This is a genomic window from Acidobacteriota bacterium (assembly GCA_009691245.1).
In the GTDB taxonomy this organism is placed as follows: Bacteria; Acidobacteriota; Terriglobia; order 2-12-FULL-54-10; family 2-12-FULL-54-10; genus SHUM01.
Window position 1 is genome coordinate 1 of record SHUM01000067.1, and the last position, 17,335, is coordinate 17,335.

The following is a 17,335-nucleotide window of genomic DNA, read 5'->3' on the forward strand; positions in this document are numbered from 1 at the left end:
ACGCCATCTACACTCTCGGCGCAGACTCATTGAAGTTCGGCACGCTGATCAACCGCTATCAGCAGTATTCGCTCACCAGCACGCAGGCGCGCGGTCAGGTGAATTTCGCCAGCATCTCTCAGTTTCAGGCCGGCGGGCCGCTGGTCAGCTACGCAGCAGTTGCTCCGGGATCCACACTGGATCGCTCCTGGGAATTCAGCACCTACGGAATGTACTTGCAGGACGATTATCGTGTCAGTCCGAAACTCACTTTGAATCTCGGCTTCCGCTACGAATTTCACACCGACTTCATCGAGACACGCGGCAAAGGTTCCGCGCTGCGCGATCGCATCCGCGACAAGCAGTTCACAGTTGGTCCGCTGTTCCGGAATCCTTCCAGAAAGAACTTCAGCCCCCGCCTCGGCTTTGCCTGGGACGCCACGGGCGACGGCAAGACAGCGGTCCGCGGCGGCTTTGCTGTGCTTTATGATGTGGCCATCGGCATTGGCGGCGCCATCATCACCACCACGGCGCTGCCGCCATTTGCCACCACCAGCTCGGTAAACACCCCGCCGACTCTGGCCCTGCCGCTGGTGTTCTCCGGCGGCACCGTGGCCGGGACGACGCGGCCCATGGAGTGGAATGTCGCCAATCCTCACTTGCTGCAATACAATTTCACGGTAGAGCGCCAGCTGCTTTCCAATACGGCCTTGACCTTGGCCTATGCGGGCACGCGTGGTAAGCATCTGGTATTTCGCTATGAAGGTAACCCCACGACACCGCAGACTTTGCCAGACGGTCGCAAGTTCTGGCGCGCCGGGTTGGGCCGCGCGGATCGGGCCAACCCGAACTGGGACTCGATGGAGTTGAAGGATACGGCAGGCAGTTCCTGGTATGACTCGCTTCAGCTCACCATTCAAAAGAAGGCCGCGGCTGGTTTGCAACTGCAAACGGCCTACACCTGGTCCAAAGCTCTGGATATGACACAGAGCCAGATTACCGAAGCCGGCTCGGGTGGCGATGCGCCGCCGCCGGATCCGCAGAATCTTCGCCTTGAAAAGGCACCCATGCGTTCGGATGTCGCACACAACATGCGGTTCAGCGCAATCTACCGCTTGCCTGGAATTATTTCCGGCAACGGGGTGCTGGCCAAAGCCGTGAACGGCTGGCAGTTGAGCGGCCTGCTTTCGCTGCAAACCGGCTATGCGTTTAACCCGGCCATCACCGCGAATCATTCACGATCGATTGCGGGCGTCGGCACATTCGGTGGAAATAGCGACCGTCCGAATATTGTGGCCGGCCGCAGCAATGAAAATATTACCAAAGGCACCAGCTCCGGCTGCTTGGTAACCGCCGCGAATCCCACCTTGCCCCCTGTAGCCATTCCTGCTGGCACGGCCATAGGCACGCCAGACCTGTACTTCGACCCATGCGCGTTTTCGCTCCAGGATATTGGAACGTTGGGCAACGTTGGGCGAAACATTCTGCGCGGCCCTGGCTTGGCAAATGCCGATCTCTCCATTACAAAGGATACACCGCTGGGATTTTTGGGTGAGACTGGCAGGCTCGAGTTCCGCGCTGAAATCTTCAACATCTTGAACCGCGTGAATCTTGATAGTCGGCCCAATTCTACATTGTTCGCTGGTGGAGCGACGGACACGGGACTGGCTCGCTTGAATACCGCGGGTCGCATCGGCGCTACCGTTACTACTTCGCGGCAGATTCAGTTGGCGTTGAAGATTCTCTTCTAGCCAGGCTGAAGTCTTTAATCAGTTTCCAAACGGAAGCCTGCCGCCAGCCTAGCGTTGGTGGTAGGCTTTTGTTTCGTCTGAACCATGTCTGTGGTGCCTAGGCACCACGCAGAGATTGGGGACAATCTGATGTCGAGTCTAAAATCCGCATGTGTGCGATTTGCCCTGATATTGCTGGTCGTTGGTATACCGTTGCTGGCGCAGGCGCAGCAGGCGCTGGTGCTGGAGGGTGCGCGGCTGATCGACGGCACTGGGCGGGCACCGGTGGAGGATTCAGTCGTAGTCATCTCTGCCGGAAAAATTCTGGCCGCGGGCGCGCGCGGGGCAGTGTCCATTCCGCAAGGAGCAACCGTTCGTCAGCTAGCGGGCAAGACCATCATCCCTGGGCTGGTTGACTCGCATGTGCATTTTCGCAACTTCCATGCGCCGTTCTATCTCTATTGGGGAGTAACCAGTGTCGGCGACATGGGCAACCCGCGTGGGTGGATTCTGGCTGAGAAGCAAGCCGTGGCATCGGGCCGCGCGACCGGTCCATTCATCATGACCGTGGGCCACATGGTGAATATGCCTACCCCCGCTGAGTACCCTGCCGATTTGGGAGAGCGCAATGGCTACAACCCGGCGCAGTGGCTTGCCGGCAACTTGACTCGCGACTACATACCCAACGCAGCAGCGGCGGATGCGGTCATCGGAGAGGCCAAGCGGCTGGGCGCGGACGGCGTGAAGCTCTACACCTGGCTCTCGCCGGAGCGGCTGAAAGAAACCGCGGCCATTGCCCACAAGCATGGACTACCTGCCTTTGCGCACTACACCACAGCCAATCGCCGGGTCGGATTGTTGCAGGGAACCGATGAAATTCTCGACACCGGTATTGATCTGCACGTGCATATGTACGGACTGATCAAGGCGACGGCACCGCGCGAAGTCAATGAGCGCATCGAGAAAGGCGAGGCCATCCTGCCGTGGGACCAGTTGGATACGGCAAAATTTCCGCCGCTGATTCAGAAAATGATCGAGCGCAGGATGATGCTGAACCCCACGCTGGGAGCGCAGTTCTCGCAGGGCAGCAAGAGCCTCTCCGAATTCGAGCAGATCAGTCGCGCGTTTCTGGATGGCCCAATGGCCGTCTTGCTGCCCAAAGAGACGCTGGCGAATTACCAGACGTCCTATCGCCGCCGCCAGCCCGCGCCGCCAATTGAAGAGGGCTTCCGGCGCATGGGAGTTTTCATCAAGGAGTTTGTCAACCGCGGCGGCAAGGTGGCTGCCGGAGCCGACACCGGGCCCAATGTGAACGTGCCCGGCCTGACCATGCATGTGGAGATGCAACTGCTGCAGGAAGCCGGGCTGACGCCGATGCAGGTCATCCAGGCAGCGACGAGCTGGGGCATGGAGGCGTGGAGGAAGGGCAAGGAAGCGGGAACGCTGGAACCGGGCAAGCGCGCCGACTTGGTGGTCCTGAATCGAAATCCGCTCGAAGATATCTCGGCTACGCGCGACATTGATCAGGTGATTCAGGCCGGCAAGATCATTGACCGCGCCGCGCTGGTCAACTGGAAAAACTATCTGCCCCGGCCCACGCCGGAGCAGACCGGGCCGGTGAATACGCTGATCCAGACGCCGTTCATCAATGAAGTCTCGCCCGAGCGGGTTGCGCTCCGGTCCGCCGGGAAGCTCGAGCTGGTGATTCGTGGCGACCGCTTTACGCCGGATTGTCGCGTGCTGTTCAATGATCAACTCGTGCCGGCCAAGTTTCTCGCGCCGGATAGGCTCACCGCCAAGGTGCGTCTGCGCGTGAAGGCCATCGGCACCTATCCTGTGGCAGTTGTGAATCCTGGCTCTGGCGGCGGCGTGTCGAACACTGCGTACATTGTGGTGAGCGAGTAGTCGTTGGGGAGTGACTGGTGGAGGAGTATTGCTGGGGGCACACGGGTCGACGGGGGATGCAAAATCTTGTTTTGCACCACGTGCAGCAGGGTGTATGATGTGGTCAATCCATAGAGCTGTCGTACTGCGGCGATGGCGTGGAAGTACGCGCGAGTAAGGAGTTATCCGACTATGACCTTAAACGTAAAATTTGGCCATGCAACCTTGGCGCTGTGGTTGGCAGGCTCGGTCGGCTATGCCACCGGGCCGGCTGCGGATAGCCGCCTGATTGAGGCGGTGCGCAATCAGGACAAGGCCACTGTGCGCGCGCTAATCAAGGACCGCGCCAATGTGAACGCCGCGCAGGCCGATGGCGCTACGCCGCTCGCTTGGGCTGTGGAGCGCGGCGATGCCGAGACGGTGGATATGCTGATCGCCGGGGGCGCGAACGTAAATGCAGCCACGGACAATGGCGTAACGCCGCTCTATCTGGCTTGCACGCGAAGCGACGCGGCTATCGTGGGGAAACTCCTAAAGGCCGGGGCCAATCCCAATGCCGCGCTGTGGTCGGGCGAGACGCCGCTGATGACCTGCGCGCGCAGTGGCAGTACCGCCGCCGTCAAACTATTGCTGGATCGCGGAGCCAATCCGAACGCGAAAGAGACAACGCGCGGGCAAACGGCGCTCATGTGGGCCGCCGCCCAGAAACATGCCGATGTGGTGAAGCTGTTGGTGGACCGCAAGGCAGATGTTCGCGCGCGGTCGGCACTGCTGCCGGTGCATAAGTCCACGTTGCCAATCACCTATACGGAAAACGTGCACTTTCCCGCGGCGACGGGTGGGTTCACGGCGCTGATGTTCGCGGGGCAGTCGGGTGATGTAGATTCGGCGCAGTTTCTGCTGAACGCCGGGGCGGACGTGAATGAGCGCAACGCCGAGGATGGCAGCGCGCTGATTCTGGCCGCGCAGAACGGCAATGAGAAACTTGCGCTGATGCTGCTGGCGCGCGGCGCCGATGCGAAAGCCACCGACGGCTATGGCCTGACGGCCATGCACTGGGCCGTGCAGGAAGGCATCAAGACGTTGTTCGGCCGACCCAGCGAGAGCGACGAAAAGTGGGAGCACCGCAACAGCCCCAATCTGGTGAAAGCATTGTTGGCGGCTGGTGGGGATCCCAATGCTCGGGCGACGAAGGATTTTGACCCGTACCTGCACCGCTATGCGCGCAATCGCGGTAATGACCTGCCGCAGGTGGCCATCGCCGGCTCGACTCCGTTCCTGCTGGCTGCGGCATCCGGCGATGTGGGCATCATGCGTGTGCTGTTGGAAGGCCGGGCGGAGGCGAAGATCACCACGGTGGAAGGACTGAATCCGCTGATGGTGGCTTCAGGACTGGGTGTCGAGCGCGCGGAGCGCGCCAGCACGGGCGTTGGCGGCGGTCAGGCGCTGGGCGAGTATCTGTCGGAAGACGATGAAAAGAAGTTTCTGGAGGCCGCGAAGATCGCCGTGCAATTCGGCTCTGACATTAACGCGCGCGGGCCGGGTGGGCGCACTCCACTGCACGCTGCGACGTTCTGGGGAATGACGTCAGTAATTGAATTTCTGGCGGCCAACGGCGCGGACCTCGAAGCGCAGGACATGTATGGGCAAACGGCCATGACCATCGCGCTGGGCGATCCGGGCCAGTTGGTCTATCGACAGCTTCTTGCGAGTGACTTTGATTTCACCTTCCGTAATCCCAAGGCGCATCCCAAGGCGGTGGAAGCTCTACTGAAGGCAGGCGCAGCCGCTTACACCGGGCCGGTGGCCAGCCGCTCGGGACAGTAAATAAGATTTATGCAGAAAAGAAAAGGGCCGGGCGGATCGCCGCTCGGCCCTTTTGCATTTTGTTGCGATGAGTGTTGCTTGACGGAGTTTACTGCGCGAGCTTTTTACGGTAGTAGGCAACGCTTTCAAACGTCTGCCCGCCGCGAACGTCTTTGGACGTAATGGTCATCAGCAACGCACTGCCCCACAACTGTACATCGTTGCTTCCGACAATCTCGCCCGCCTTCTTGTAGGTGAATGTCCGGAGGTGCGGGCGGGAACGGGTCAAGGTAACGGAGTCAACGAGGGATGATCCTTTCGCTGGATACTCCTTGCTGTCCGGCGCGGCGGTGAATTCGATGTGCGACTTGCTGCCATCGGCCTCGACTGTGTCGCTCGAAAACTTCACGCCGGTCTCGCCGGAAAGCTCCACCTGAATGGCCTGGCTCTTGGGTTTGGGGAAGCCCGCGGCGAACTTTGAGCGCTCCAAGTCCAGCAGCCACGTGCCGACCCACGGGTCGTAAGGCGCGGCCGTTCCAGCTATCAGGCCTAACGCGAACAGGCAGTGCAGCGCTAGAAAAAAATGAATCCGTTTGGTCATGGATTTGAGTCTCCGAAGCAGGCAAGTCCGGCGCGCCCGTGTGAGCATCCATCAGCGCGCCGTCCTAGGTAACAATTTAACCGATCCGCACGCCCGATTAAAAGATAAGTTTCAGCGCGAACTGAATCTGTCGCGAGGTGGTTCGCGTGGCGGTCAACTGCCCGGCGGTTAACAGCCGTGGCTCGTCCACTGTGGTGGGGCTGCCGGAGAAGACGTTGGTGGAGAAGTCCTGCGCGAAGTTGACGCGGTTGAGCAGGTTGAACGTCTCCATGCGGAATTCCAGCTTGCCCTGCTCGCCGAGGTAGCCGGTTGACGTGTCCTTGGAAAGCGAGAAGTCGAGTGTCGCTAGCCCAGGACTGCGCAGCACACCGCGCGAGGCATTGCCAAGGAAGCCCGCCGGCTGCAACACGAACGCGCAGGGGTCAAAGTAGCGATCCGACGTGCCCAACTTTTGTCCAGCCTCAACGCCGTTGCAGCCGGCCGTGGTGCCGCTGGTCATGTTCTTGGTGTTGCGTCCGTCCGCTAGGTCCGGCCGATCCTGGAATCCGCCGAAAGCATTGTTATTCTGCGAGCGCGAGCGATTCCCGGCCACCTTCACCGTGGTGGCGAATCCGGTCTGTGTGGAGACGATGCCGCTCATCCACCAGCCGTTCACCAGTTTGCCCAGCACCCCGTTCGAGGAGACGAGATTGGGCATCTTGTAGATGGCATTGAAGCGCCAATTAGCGGTAACGTCAAAGCCGGCTGGCCCGCGATCCAGGCGCGGATTGTCGGGATCAGCCTGATAGGAACTGGTGTCGCCTGAGAGTAGTTGCTGGGTGTCGTCCAGCACCTTCGACCAGGTAAACGAGCTCTGAAATTGCAGGCCGTGGGCGATTCGCTTCTGCAGGCTGGTCTGCAGGGAGTTGTACCAGGAGCTCCCCGCGGCGGTGCTGTATTCGATGGTTGCCCAGCGCGGGTTGATGCGCGGTTCCGTGCCGGAATAGAACTTGCGGCCACCGACAGTCTTATCGGTGTAGGATGGATTTCCTTCCTTGGCCTGCAGCAGATTCAGGCCACGCGAGCCTGCGTAGGCCACCGTGAAGCCCATGTCGTAGGGTAACTGCCGCTCAACCGTCAAATTGTACTGCAGCATGTGCGGTTGCTGGACATGATAGTCGGTAACACGCGCAGAGTTTCCGATCGAGCCGCGCGCATCATTAAAATTGTAGTTCAGCGGAACAGTGAAGGTGAGGGCCGGCAGGATGGGCACAGTGTTCACCTGGCTAATCGTGTTGAATGGCGGGCCAACGCGCAGCACGGTGTTAAAGCCGGAGGCTACGTCATAGAGCAATCCAAATCCACCGCGCACGGCCGTTTTGCCATCGCCGAGGACGTCATAAGCAAAGCCGAAGCGCGGGCTGAAGTTCTTCTTCGACGGGTTCTGAATGAACTCGCCCACCGTGGGCGCGGCATCCTGGGCAATGTTGCGAAAAGCGGAAGAGTGTCCGTGTGTCTCGACGAAGTTGGAGTGGAACTCGTAGCGGAAGCCCAGGTTCAGCGTGAGTTTTGAGTTCATACGCAGGTCATCCTGAATGTACAACCCGAAGGTGCTGAAACGCGTGGTGCGGTCCATGATGGAGCCGGCCGTGACGGCGCGATAGCTGTTGGGTACGGCCTGATGTAGCGCAGCCACGCTGGCAAAGGCCACCGTGCCTCGAGCGTCGCTGCCGGTAACCAGATATGGTTGATAGCGATTGATCAACGTTCCAAATTTGAACGAGTGCGGACCCTTCGTGTAGAACAGATCATCGCTCCAGGTAAACACGTTCTGCAGGCCGGTGGTCAGCAGAGTGCTTTGACCCACGTTGCTGACACCGGCCACCTGAATGGAGCCAAGCCCTAGTCCGGGACTTAGGTCAAACTGCGGGCCGGTCTCCGTGGGCCGGAAGGAATTGAGGTATGTCCGGCTGTAGGAGTAGCGGAAGGTGTTCAGCAGTGTTGAAGAGAAGATGTGCGTCTCCGAGATGGTGCCGAATTGTGAGCGGCTGGGGCGCTCATCGGGATAGCCGTCCAGTCCACCCGCCAGCTTGAACTGGCCGCTGTCAACGGTGTAGCGGCCGAACAAGTTATCGCTGGCCGAGAAGTTCTGGTCCATGCGGATCTGACCGTAGTGTTGATCGTTCGGCTGGCTGAAGGGATAGGTGTACTGCCGATTGGGCAGGTTCGGCTCGGGATATAGGTCCACAATTGGGCGCGCAACTGGGCTAATGGGTCCGGTGATGAATGTGCCCTGAGGACCAGCGCAAGTGGCGCCGGTAACTTTGCAACCGCCGGGAATCGAGTTGAAAGTCAAAGTGCGACCCAGTCGTTCCGCAAGAAACTCATAGGTGAGGAAGAAGAAGGTGTGGTCCTTCATGATCGGTCCGCCGAAACTGGCGCCGGCTTGATTTCGAGAGAAACCAGGAAGCCTGCGCTTGCTGGTGGAAGTAGGCTGACCCGACAGGCGGTCAAAGAAATTGCGCGCGTCGAACGCAGCATTGCGCAGATATTCAAACAGCGAGCCGTGGAAGGTGTTGGTGCCGTTCTTGCTGACCAAAGTCATCTGGCTGCCCATGCGCATGCCGTATTCGGCGCTGAAGGAGTTGGTCACCATGCGGAATTCGCGGATGCCTTCCACGCCCAATGTCTCGTTGGCGCCGGAGGCTGTCGCGGTGTCATTGGTCGATTGCATCATGGCGCCGTCGAGCATGAAGTTGTTCGAGCGCGGCGGCGCGCCGTTGCTCGAGAAGAACTGGCCCGCCATCACCGGTCCGCCGCCGGTGCGGCGTTCGGCTTGGACGCCGGGCTGCAGGAACGCCAGGTCCACATAGTTGCGGCCGTTCAGCGGGAGGTCGGCGACCTTCTGCTGATCCACCAGCACGCCGAGCGTGCCGCTGGTGGTGTTGACCAGAGGAGCCTCGGCGGTTACTTCCACCGTTTGCTCGATGGCACCGACCTGCAGCGAGAGATTCACAACCGCTTCCTGTCCGACGGATAGCGTCAATCCGCTGCGCACCTCGGCGCGAAATCCGGCGTGCTCCACGCGCAGCTCATAGTCACCGACGGGCAGCGCCGAGAAGCGATACGAGCCATCGGCATTGGCCTCCGCCGTTCTGGTCAGGCCGGTCTCCAGATTTCGCACGGTGAGCGCGGAACCGGGGATCACGGCGCCGCTCGAATCCTTCACGGATCCCAGCATGGTCGCGGTAGGCAGTTGCGCCAAAGAGACTCCGAACGGAGCCAGCAGCAGGAGCAGCAGCAGAATAGTTTTAACGGATTTCGATTGGGTCATGGTTGAATTCACCTTTCTCATTTGGAAAATCGTTGGACGGACGAATTCACGCACCGCAACGGAACCAAGCTTCATGGGCCCAAGGTTCATTCCGGCAATTAGTACAACCATCACGAAGCCTGACTTCGTGAACTGGTTTTCGCACTATGGATTCAACTGACTGCGACCTGACTATGTCGCTCAATAAAATGACCGGCTACCAATTCCGCGATCAGCCCGGCCCGTTTAGAAAATCTCCGGGAAATAGAATGTCATGACTGCGTTGACATACTTGTCGCCCACCACGATGCTTTTGTGCCGAGGATCGAGCGCCACGCCGCGCGTCTGCTTCAGCACGCCATAAGGTCCTCCGATGGTATAGCGCGGGGCCACGTCGCCGTCGTCGAGCTGGCTCCACACTCCCACAAAACTGGACGGGTCATTGCGGATTACGCCGGGCGCGCCCATCACAATCAGCTCCTTGGGCGGGTAAACGGCTACCAGCATGTCGCCCGCGTCGCGATCCGACAGCAATGTTTTCGGCCCCTTAATCAAGCGCAGCGGCTTGGCGTTGCCCTCCGCCTTGCGGTCGAAAATCAATATCTGTCCGTTGCGATGGGCTCCGTCCGAATAGCCGCCGGCCACCACCAGTAAGTTGTGGACCGGATCAATGGAGAGCGCACTCGCGCCGCCCGTGCCGATTCCAGTATCCGGCCCTTTTATTTTGCGAATGGGCGCGACATCGCCTTCCGCCAAGCTGGGGAAGACTAAAATTTCATTACCGAGAGGAACGAAGACTTCATTATTCACGGGGTCCAGGCTCAGGCGCATGAAGACGCCGGTGATTTCCGTGTGCGGTCCGCGAATGACCCGGATGGGTGCCACGTCGCCGTCGGCATCGCCGCGATACGTCATTATGGCTTGCGAATAGAGTTGCGGGACGACCAGCTCGTCGCGAATCTGGTTATATGAAAAATCATGAATGGTGCGGGTGAACATGGTGCGCTGACCCGCGATCGAACGAACCGGCTTTGCGCTGCCGTCCGCCAGCCTGGCGAACGCCGCAATCTGCGGATGGGCCACTCAGTTGGCCACCAGTATCTGGTCGCGCTTGCCGTCGTAAACCACCACGTGTGGGTTGCTCATCATGGGCGCGGGCGACTCGAGCGGTCCGCTGCGCACCACGCGAAGCGGAGCAGTGTTGCCGGAGGAGTTGGGTTTGTACACCGTCGCACTGTGATTGCCGAAATTGGTAACCCAAAGCTCATCGTGCGCCGGATCATAGTAGACGCCGGTCGGGTTCTTAATCAGGGTTTTCGGACCGCTCAACACGCGGATGGGCGCTACATCGCCGGTGGCGTTGGCAGAGTAAACATTGATGGCATGAGTCGTGTCATTGGCTACAAATATTTCGCCCCGCTTGGAATCAACCGAGATGGCCGTCGGCCAGTTCAGCTGTGTCTTGGGGCCTTGAATCATGCGTAGCGGCGGGGTGTCGCCGCCGGCCTCGCGTGGATAGATATTGATGGATGGCGGATGCACGTCGCCCGAGCCGCGAATCGAATAGCTGCGCGGAATGGGGAAGTTCTTGCGCCCTGCGCCGCGTCCGGTGGTCTCCACGTCGGACGAGCCATCGGGTCGCTTGTGCACGTTGAACGTGCCCCAGTTGGTGACGTAAATCAGATTTGAAGCGGGATCAAAAGTGATGCCGTGCGGATCGGCCAGTTGCGTCTTCGGCCCCTGCAGAGTGCGCAGCGGAGACTCCATGTCCTTGGCGGACTTTTCAAACGTGACGACCGAGGCATCATCCTGCGCGGTCATCATCATCTCGTTGTGCTCTTCGGAGACGGCGATGCCGAAGGTAAACGGCGGGGTGATCAGCGTGCGCGCCGGTGCGATATCGCCATTCGCGCCATGCGGAAACACCACCATCTTGCCCAGCGTGTCGTTATTCAACGCGTACACATCGCCTGATTTGGGATCGACGTAAAGGGCGCACTGAAATTCCAGCTCGGCGTTCATGCCCTGAATGCGCCGTTTCGGTTCGCTCAATGTCGCGTTGGGCGGGGTGTTTTCGGTGCGGTTGTAATAGAGAATGCTGAACAGGTTCTCGTCGGTCATCACCACTTCGTCGTGGAGCACATCCACGGCCACGGCGCTGTAGGCGGAATAGGGATCGCGCAGCATGCGCACCGGTTTGCGGCGCGCTACCTCCTCGCGCTTGGCCTGATTGGGATAAGCGAGTCCTCGGCTGGCTTGCGCAGAAGTGGAGGACCGAGCGCCGTATTGCGCTGCCAGTAAAAAGGGCGAGGCTTCTTCACTCGCGCCACTTTCCGCGCTGGCTGGCTCAAGTTCGCACATCGAGCCGGCAAGCTCCGGAAGCAATTCGGTCTTCACCAGCTGGGCCTGCCCGCTGGGCATTCGCAATTGGTTCGTCCAGTTATCAGGCGTCGTGGAGATGCCGAGAACCGTGGCTCCCAACGCGAAGACTCCAGTTATGACGAATGATTGCTTAGAAATTGCGCTAACCTTATGTACGGGCATGGAATGACCTCACCGCTGAATTTCCTGTTTGGGAGGCATATTATTCTTCTCCTTGCGTGTGAGTCAAGGACAAAGTGCACCCGATGGCGAGCCATGGATTGTAACTACGAGGATGCGCGAAGTCCCATGTCCTTCCGCATTCCCCAGATGGATAGTCGCCTGCTGGGGCCTGTTACCACGAATTCGCTTGACAATGCATATTCACTAGCCTATAACGGCCTTGTCTGCGCGAGATCGCTACGATCTCCAGCGGAGTTGATTGTCCGCTTTGAGGTGGCCTTCTGCTCCACCTCCCGTCTGAAATTAGCGATTAGGATTCCCATGAAGACCGTTGGAATATTACTGATTCTGCTGATGTTGACGGCTGTTCCGGGCAGTTATGCCGGCGGCCTGCAGGCCGAGCCCGCAGCCGTGCCCGCAACGGGAGCCGCGCAGCGCGCAGTACTCAATAAGTATTGTGTCACTTGCCACAACGAAAAAGTGAAGACCGCCGGGTTGCTGCTCGATCAGGCTGATGTCGATCAGGTTACAGCGAACCCGGAGCTTTGGGAAAAAGTAACGCGTAAGCTGCGTACCGGCGCCATGCCGCCGGCCGGCTTGCCGCGACCCGACAAACCAACCTACAACGCGTTTGCAACCTACCTCGAAACCTCCCTGGATTCCGCCGCGGAGGCGCATCCCAACCCTGGCCGCACCGCTTCCGTGCATCGTCTGAACCGCAGCGAATATTCCAATGCGGTGCGCGACCTGCTGGCGGTGGAGATTGACGGCACGGCGCTGCTGCCTCCCGACGACGGCGGCAAGGGCTTTGACAATCTCGCCGAGCTGCTCACCGTCTCCCCGGTGCTGATGGAGCAGTACATGTCTGTCGCCGCGCGCATTGCGGATTTGGCGGTGGGCGATCCCACCCTGCGCGCCACGGCGGAGACTTATCAAGTGCCACCCCGGCTGGTGCAGGATGACCGCGTCAGCGATGATCTGCCGTTCGGCACGCGCGGCGGCATCGCGGTGAAGCATGCGTTTCCGCTCGATGGCGAATACAACATCAAGATTCGCCTGGTGCGCAACGGCGATGAATATATCCGCGGACTGCTGGGCCAGCCCCACCCGCTGGAAGTGCGCATTGATGGCGCCAAGTTGAAGACGTTCAGAGTGGGCGGCGAAGACCACGGCGCCACCGGGCCCATTCACTCGCGCAACGGGCAATACTATGAGAGCGATCCAGATCAGACGATTTATGAATATTACGGCGACGACAAGTTGCAGTTGCGTGTGCCGGTAACCGCGGGAGCTCACCTGGTGCAGATCGCCTTCCTGAAGATGACCGCCGAGCCAGAAGGCATCCGTGAGTTGTCCCCGCGTCCTGTGGCCGCCGACTATGAAGACTACAAAGGTGGATTGCCGGGCGTAGACCGGCTGACCATCACCGGGCCGTTTAATGCCAAAGGGCCGGGGAATTCCCCGAGCCGCCAAAGAATTTTTGTCTGCCAGCCAGCGCAAGGAGCCTCCACGACAGCGGAAGAAGCGTGCGCCCGGCAGATTGTGACGAATCTCGCGCGGCGTGCCTATCGGCGTCCGCTGCAGGATAAGGACATCCAGTCGCTGCTCAATCTCTATCGCAAGGCGCGCGAAGATCGCGGGTTCGAAGCGGGCATCGAGATGGCGGTGCGGCGCATCCTGGCCGGCCCCGAGTTCCTGTTCCGCGTCGAGCGCGATCCCGCCAGCGCCGCGCCGAGTTCAGTGTTCTCAATTAGCGACGTTGAGCTGGCCTCGCGGATTTCCTTCTTCCTTTGGAGCAGCATCCCGGATGACACGCTGCTCGATCTGGCCGAGAAGAACAAGCTGCATGAGCCGGCCACGCTGGAGCAGCAAGTCCAGCGCATGCTGGCGGATCAGCGCTCTGACATGCTGGTGAATAATTTCGCCGGGCAATGGCTGGTCCTGCGAAATCTCCGCGCTGCCGCGCCCGATCCGCGCAGCTTCCCGGAGTTTGACGAAGAGCTTCGCATGGCCTTCGAGCGCGAATCCACCCTGTTTTTCGAGAGCATGTTGCGCGAAGACCGCAGCGTTCTGGAGCTGCTCAACGCCGATTACACGTTCGTGAACCAGCGGCTCGCTGAACACTACGGCATCCCCAAGGTGTATGGCAGCAGTTTCCGCCGCGTGGCCGTCACCGATGAGAATCGCCGTGGCTTGCTGGGCCAAGGTAGCATCCTGACCGTTACTTCCATGGCCAACCGCACTTCTCCGGTGTTGCGTGGCAAATGGGTTCTGGAGAATCTGCTGGGCGCTCCGCCTCCACCTCCACCGCCCAACGTGCCGGCGCTTCCCGAGAGCAAGGATATGCAGAATCTTTCCATGCGCAAACGCATGGAGCAGCATCGCGCCAATCCGGCCTGCGCCGCCTGTCATACGCGCATGGACCCAATTGGCTTGGCGCTGGACAACTTTGACGCGGTTGGTAGATGGCGGGCCGCAGTGGGCGGAGTGCCCCTGGACACTGCGGGAGTGCTTTTTGACGGCACCAAGTTTTCCGGGCCTACGGAGCTGCGCAATATTCTGGTGAGCCGTCCGGATCAGTTCGCCACCACCGTAACTGAAAAGCTATTCACCTACGCTTTAGGCAGGGAACTGGATTACAACGACGCCCCGACTGTGCGAAAATTAGTTCGTGAGGCGGCCAAGTCCAACTACCGCTGGTCATCCCTGATTTTGGGGATTATCAAAAGTGCGCCGTTCCAAATGAGGAGGACCAAGTCATCATGATGATCTTCAAGAAAGCCATCCCACGCCGGACATTTTTGCGCGGAGCAGGTGCAGCCATCGCGCTGCCCGTGCTGGACAGCATGGTCCCCGCGTTTGCCAGCGCGCTCGATGTCGAACAGCAGCCCGCCACGCGCATGATCTATTTCTACGGGGCTAATGGCCGCATCATGAAGAAATGGATTCCCACCGAAGTGGGAGCGGACTACAAGCTTTCGCCCACCCTGGAACCGCTAGCCGCGTTCCGCAATGACTTCCTCGTTCTCAGCGGCCTGAACATGCGCTCTGCTGACCCGGTCGGCAATGAGCCCGGCGGAAACCATGCCCGTCCCTGCGCTTCGTATCTCACCGGCGTGCATCCCAAGCCCAATCAGACGCTGGGCGTTTCCGTGGATCAGTTGGCGGCCAAGCAGCTCAGCAAGTTCACCCAGCTCGGCTCTCTCGAAATGACCATGGAGTCGGGCGATGTGCTCGGCAAGGCCGATGGGGCGTACAGCGACGCCTACACCAAAACCATTTCGTGGCGCAGCGCCACGCAGCCGCTGCCGATGGAGTTCAACCCCCGCAAGATTTTCGAGCGCCTGCTGGGCAGCAGCGACTCGACAGACAAGGCCGAGCGGCTGCGTCAGGCGCGCGATAGCCGCAGTATTCTTGACTCGGTTAGCGAAGGCGTGGCTGGACTATTCAATGAGGTAACCGCGTCCGATCGCGTGCGCCTGAATGAGTATCTCGACGCCATCCGTGACATCGAGCGCCGCATCCAACTAGCCGAGGAGCAGGCTTCCCGCACGCTGCCGGAAATGGCCAAGCCGGCCGGAGTTCCGGCGCTCTACTCCGAACACGCCAAGCTCTTGTTTGACCTGAAGCTCATCGCCTTCCAGGGTGATCTGACTCGCGTCTCGACGTTCATGTGGGGCATTGAACTTGGTGAGGGCGACTATCGCGAGATCGGCATCAAGGACGGCCACCACGCCTCTTCGCACCACTCCGGCATCCCCGACTTGATCAGCAACTGCGTGCAGGTGGATCACTTCCACTCGACCATGTTCGCCTACTTCCTCGACAAGATGAAGACCACCCGCGATGGCGATGGCACCATGCTGGATCACTCCGTCATCGTCTACGGCAGCGGCCTGAGCGATGGCATGGCCCACACCCACAACGACATTCCGGTGCTTCTCGCCGGCGGCGGGAACGGCAAACTCAAAGGTGGCCGGCATATTCGCTACGAAGGACTGCCGTTCTCCAACATCCACCAGAACGTGATGGAGATGGTGGGCATTCCCATGGAGGAGAGCTACATCGATCCCAAGTTCAGCGATACCACAGGCAAGCTCGACCTATCTTAGGAAGGCTAATTTAGGATTCGCTGCTTCCTCCTTCCAGATGTTGTTGTCGGGTAGCTGCGGGAATTGACTTGTTTTCCCAAGCGACCATGGTGAAGAGAAATCTCTCGCACATCAACTGGTACAAATCCTCGGCCTGATCAGGAACTCACTGGCTAACATTCAAATGGAGCCGACGCGCCCGACGGCCTGTGCCATCATGGCGCTGTGGCGCGCGGCTCATTTGAAACGCTAGGCGGACGAAGGCGAGGCGATCTTCGATGCGGCAGTTCCTAAAGGACAATCCGTTCGTCGTCGGCGCACTGAGCGGAAGCCTAGCTTCCTATTTGCTCGGACTACTTGTATCCCACCTTCGACGGGAAAAGCGATGGCTCGGCCATTTAATCGAGAGTCGCAACGTCGTGAGAGCGCAAGACTCCCGCGTGTCGATGAAGTTCGAGAATCGAGACATTCGCAGGCTTGATTCACACACCGTTTTGATTCGAAATGTCGGCAACAAAGCTCTTACAAATTTGCCCGTACGACTGATGCGCCTGACGGCTCGAATATCGTAGAGCACGAAGTCGATTCGCCGGACGGTGCGTCATTTCAGATTGCTCAGCCAACATCCAACGAGATCACCGTTATGTGCGATCTGCTAAATCCTGGCGAAGCGGCTGCAGTCGGTGTGACGGTTGCGGACGCTACGGACGAAGGTCTGCGAGTCGTCGCCAGGGCCGAAGGCCTCGTTCTGAAGCGGATTGACTCTCGGTCGACAACCGTGGAGCTGTTGCAGTTGCTATTGGAGTCTTCGTCGGTTTCGCGACTGGTGGTGGACATTGCCGGAATCATGACAACCGGGGGCCGCCTAACACGGCGCTGAAGCCGATGCCGCGCGACGTTGTTTTTGTGAGGTCGCGTGGCGCGGCTTAGCGCCAACGTTAAGCAGATCGCACCTTCCTGGTCGTTAGCTTTTACGCTTTATAGGACTAATCCGGATGCAGTACACAGCAAAATGGGATAATCAATGCCGAGGTAGCGCTTGAAGAATTTGCTCATTCGGGGAAGCAGGTGCTCCAACCAGTTGCTCACCAACCTGTAGCAAAACTGTAGCAGAACCCCCTCAATTGGGCCCATTGGGGTTAGCTTTGAGCGAAAAGCAGATTCCCCAAGTTGTTAGAAACAAAGAAAACCGAGACTAGCGGAGGGAGCCTTTGGAAGCGATTACCGCGCTTGTAAGGCAGGAGGACGCCTCCATTGCCGCTGACCCGCCCGAGATTTTGTACCAATCCTTGTGAGAGAGTTTACATCACAACCTGAGGCCGAGAAACTGGGTTTTTGACAGGGCTATAGGCCCCCGGCGCCGGGGGCCTATAGCCGAGCGCCGAGTGCGGCCTGCGGGTGTTGTACT

Annotated in this window: 8 protein-coding genes; 4 read left to right on the forward strand and 4 right to left on the reverse strand. The window is 59.5% G+C overall.

The window, feature by feature from the left end; genetic code table 11:
* Positions 1 to 1,814 precede the first annotated feature (1,814 nt).
* Entirely contained in the window at positions 1,815 to 3,614 is a 1,800-nt protein-coding gene (locus EXQ56_13210) for a hypothetical protein (GenBank protein ID MSO21390.1), read from the forward strand.
* Positions 3,615 to 3,746: 132 nt separating this feature from the next.
* Positions 3,747 to 5,420 carry a hypothetical protein gene (locus tag EXQ56_13215; GenBank protein ID MSO21391.1) on the forward strand — a complete coding sequence of 558 codons (1,674 nt, stop codon included), beginning with the start codon at positions 3,747 to 3,749 and terminating at the stop codon, positions 5,418 to 5,420.
* Positions 5,421 to 5,508: 88 nt separating this feature from the next.
* Here the strand turns inward: EXQ56_13215 and EXQ56_13220 are convergent, their stop codons facing one another.
* The 4 genes from EXQ56_13220 to EXQ56_13235 all read right to left on the reverse strand — a co-directional run bounded on the left by EXQ56_13220 (position 5,509) and on the right by EXQ56_13235 (position 11,836).
* A complete protein-coding gene (locus EXQ56_13220; protein MSO21392.1) occupies positions 5,509 to 6,000 on the reverse strand; it encodes a hypothetical protein in 492 nt (163 codons plus the stop codon).
* A gap of 97 nt (positions 6,001 to 6,097) precedes the next feature.
* Entirely contained in the window at positions 6,098 to 9,427 is a 3,330-nt protein-coding gene (locus tag EXQ56_13225; protein MSO21393.1) for a TonB-dependent receptor, read from the reverse strand.
* Between the two features lie 111 nt (positions 9,428 to 9,538).
* Positions 9,539 to 10,375: a hypothetical protein gene (locus EXQ56_13230; GenBank protein ID MSO21394.1), complete on the reverse strand. Its 837-nt coding sequence runs from the start codon at positions 10,373 to 10,375 to the stop codon at positions 9,539 to 9,541.
* Complete coding sequence (locus tag EXQ56_13235; GenBank protein ID MSO21395.1) at positions 10,376 to 11,836, reverse strand: hypothetical protein; 1,461 nt, start codon at positions 11,834 to 11,836, stop codon at positions 10,376 to 10,378.
* Here EXQ56_13235 and EXQ56_13240 point away from each other — a divergent pair.
* Both EXQ56_13240 and EXQ56_13245 read left to right on the forward strand, forming a co-directional pair.
* Positions 11,825 to 14,602: a DUF1592 domain-containing protein gene (locus EXQ56_13240; GenBank protein MSO21396.1), complete on the forward strand. Its 2,778-nt coding sequence runs from the start codon at positions 11,825 to 11,827 to the stop codon at positions 14,600 to 14,602. The two genes, EXQ56_13235 and EXQ56_13240, sit on opposite strands and share 12 nt — an antisense overlap.
* Entirely contained in the window at positions 14,599 to 15,948 is a 1,350-nt protein-coding gene (locus tag EXQ56_13245) for a DUF1552 domain-containing protein (protein MSO21397.1), read from the forward strand. The genes EXQ56_13240 and EXQ56_13245 overlap by 4 nt, the downstream gene beginning before the upstream one ends.
* Positions 15,949 to 17,335: the final 1,387 nt, after the last annotated feature.

Excerpts from the sequence above, each read along its gene's own strand:
- EXQ56_13210 (MSO21390.1), top strand. The coding sequence starts at position 1,815 with ATGTCTGTGGTGCCTAGGCACCACGCAGAGATTGGGGACAATCTGATG.
- EXQ56_13215 (MSO21391.1), top strand. The coding sequence starts at position 3,747 with ATGGCGTGGAAGTACGCGCGAGTAAGGAGTTATCCGACTATGACCTTA.
- EXQ56_13220 (MSO21392.1), bottom strand. The coding sequence starts at position 6,000 with ATGACCAAACGGATTCATTTTTTTCTAGCGCTGCACTGCCTGTTCGCG.
- EXQ56_13240 (MSO21396.1), top strand. The coding sequence starts at position 11,825 with ATGTACGGGCATGGAATGACCTCACCGCTGAATTTCCTGTTTGGGAGG.
- EXQ56_13235 (MSO21395.1), bottom strand. The coding sequence starts at position 11,836 with ATGCCCGTACATAAGGTTAGCGCAATTTCTAAGCAATCATTCGTCATA.
- EXQ56_13245 (MSO21397.1), top strand. The coding sequence starts at position 14,599 with ATGATGATCTTCAAGAAAGCCATCCCACGCCGGACATTTTTGCGCGGA.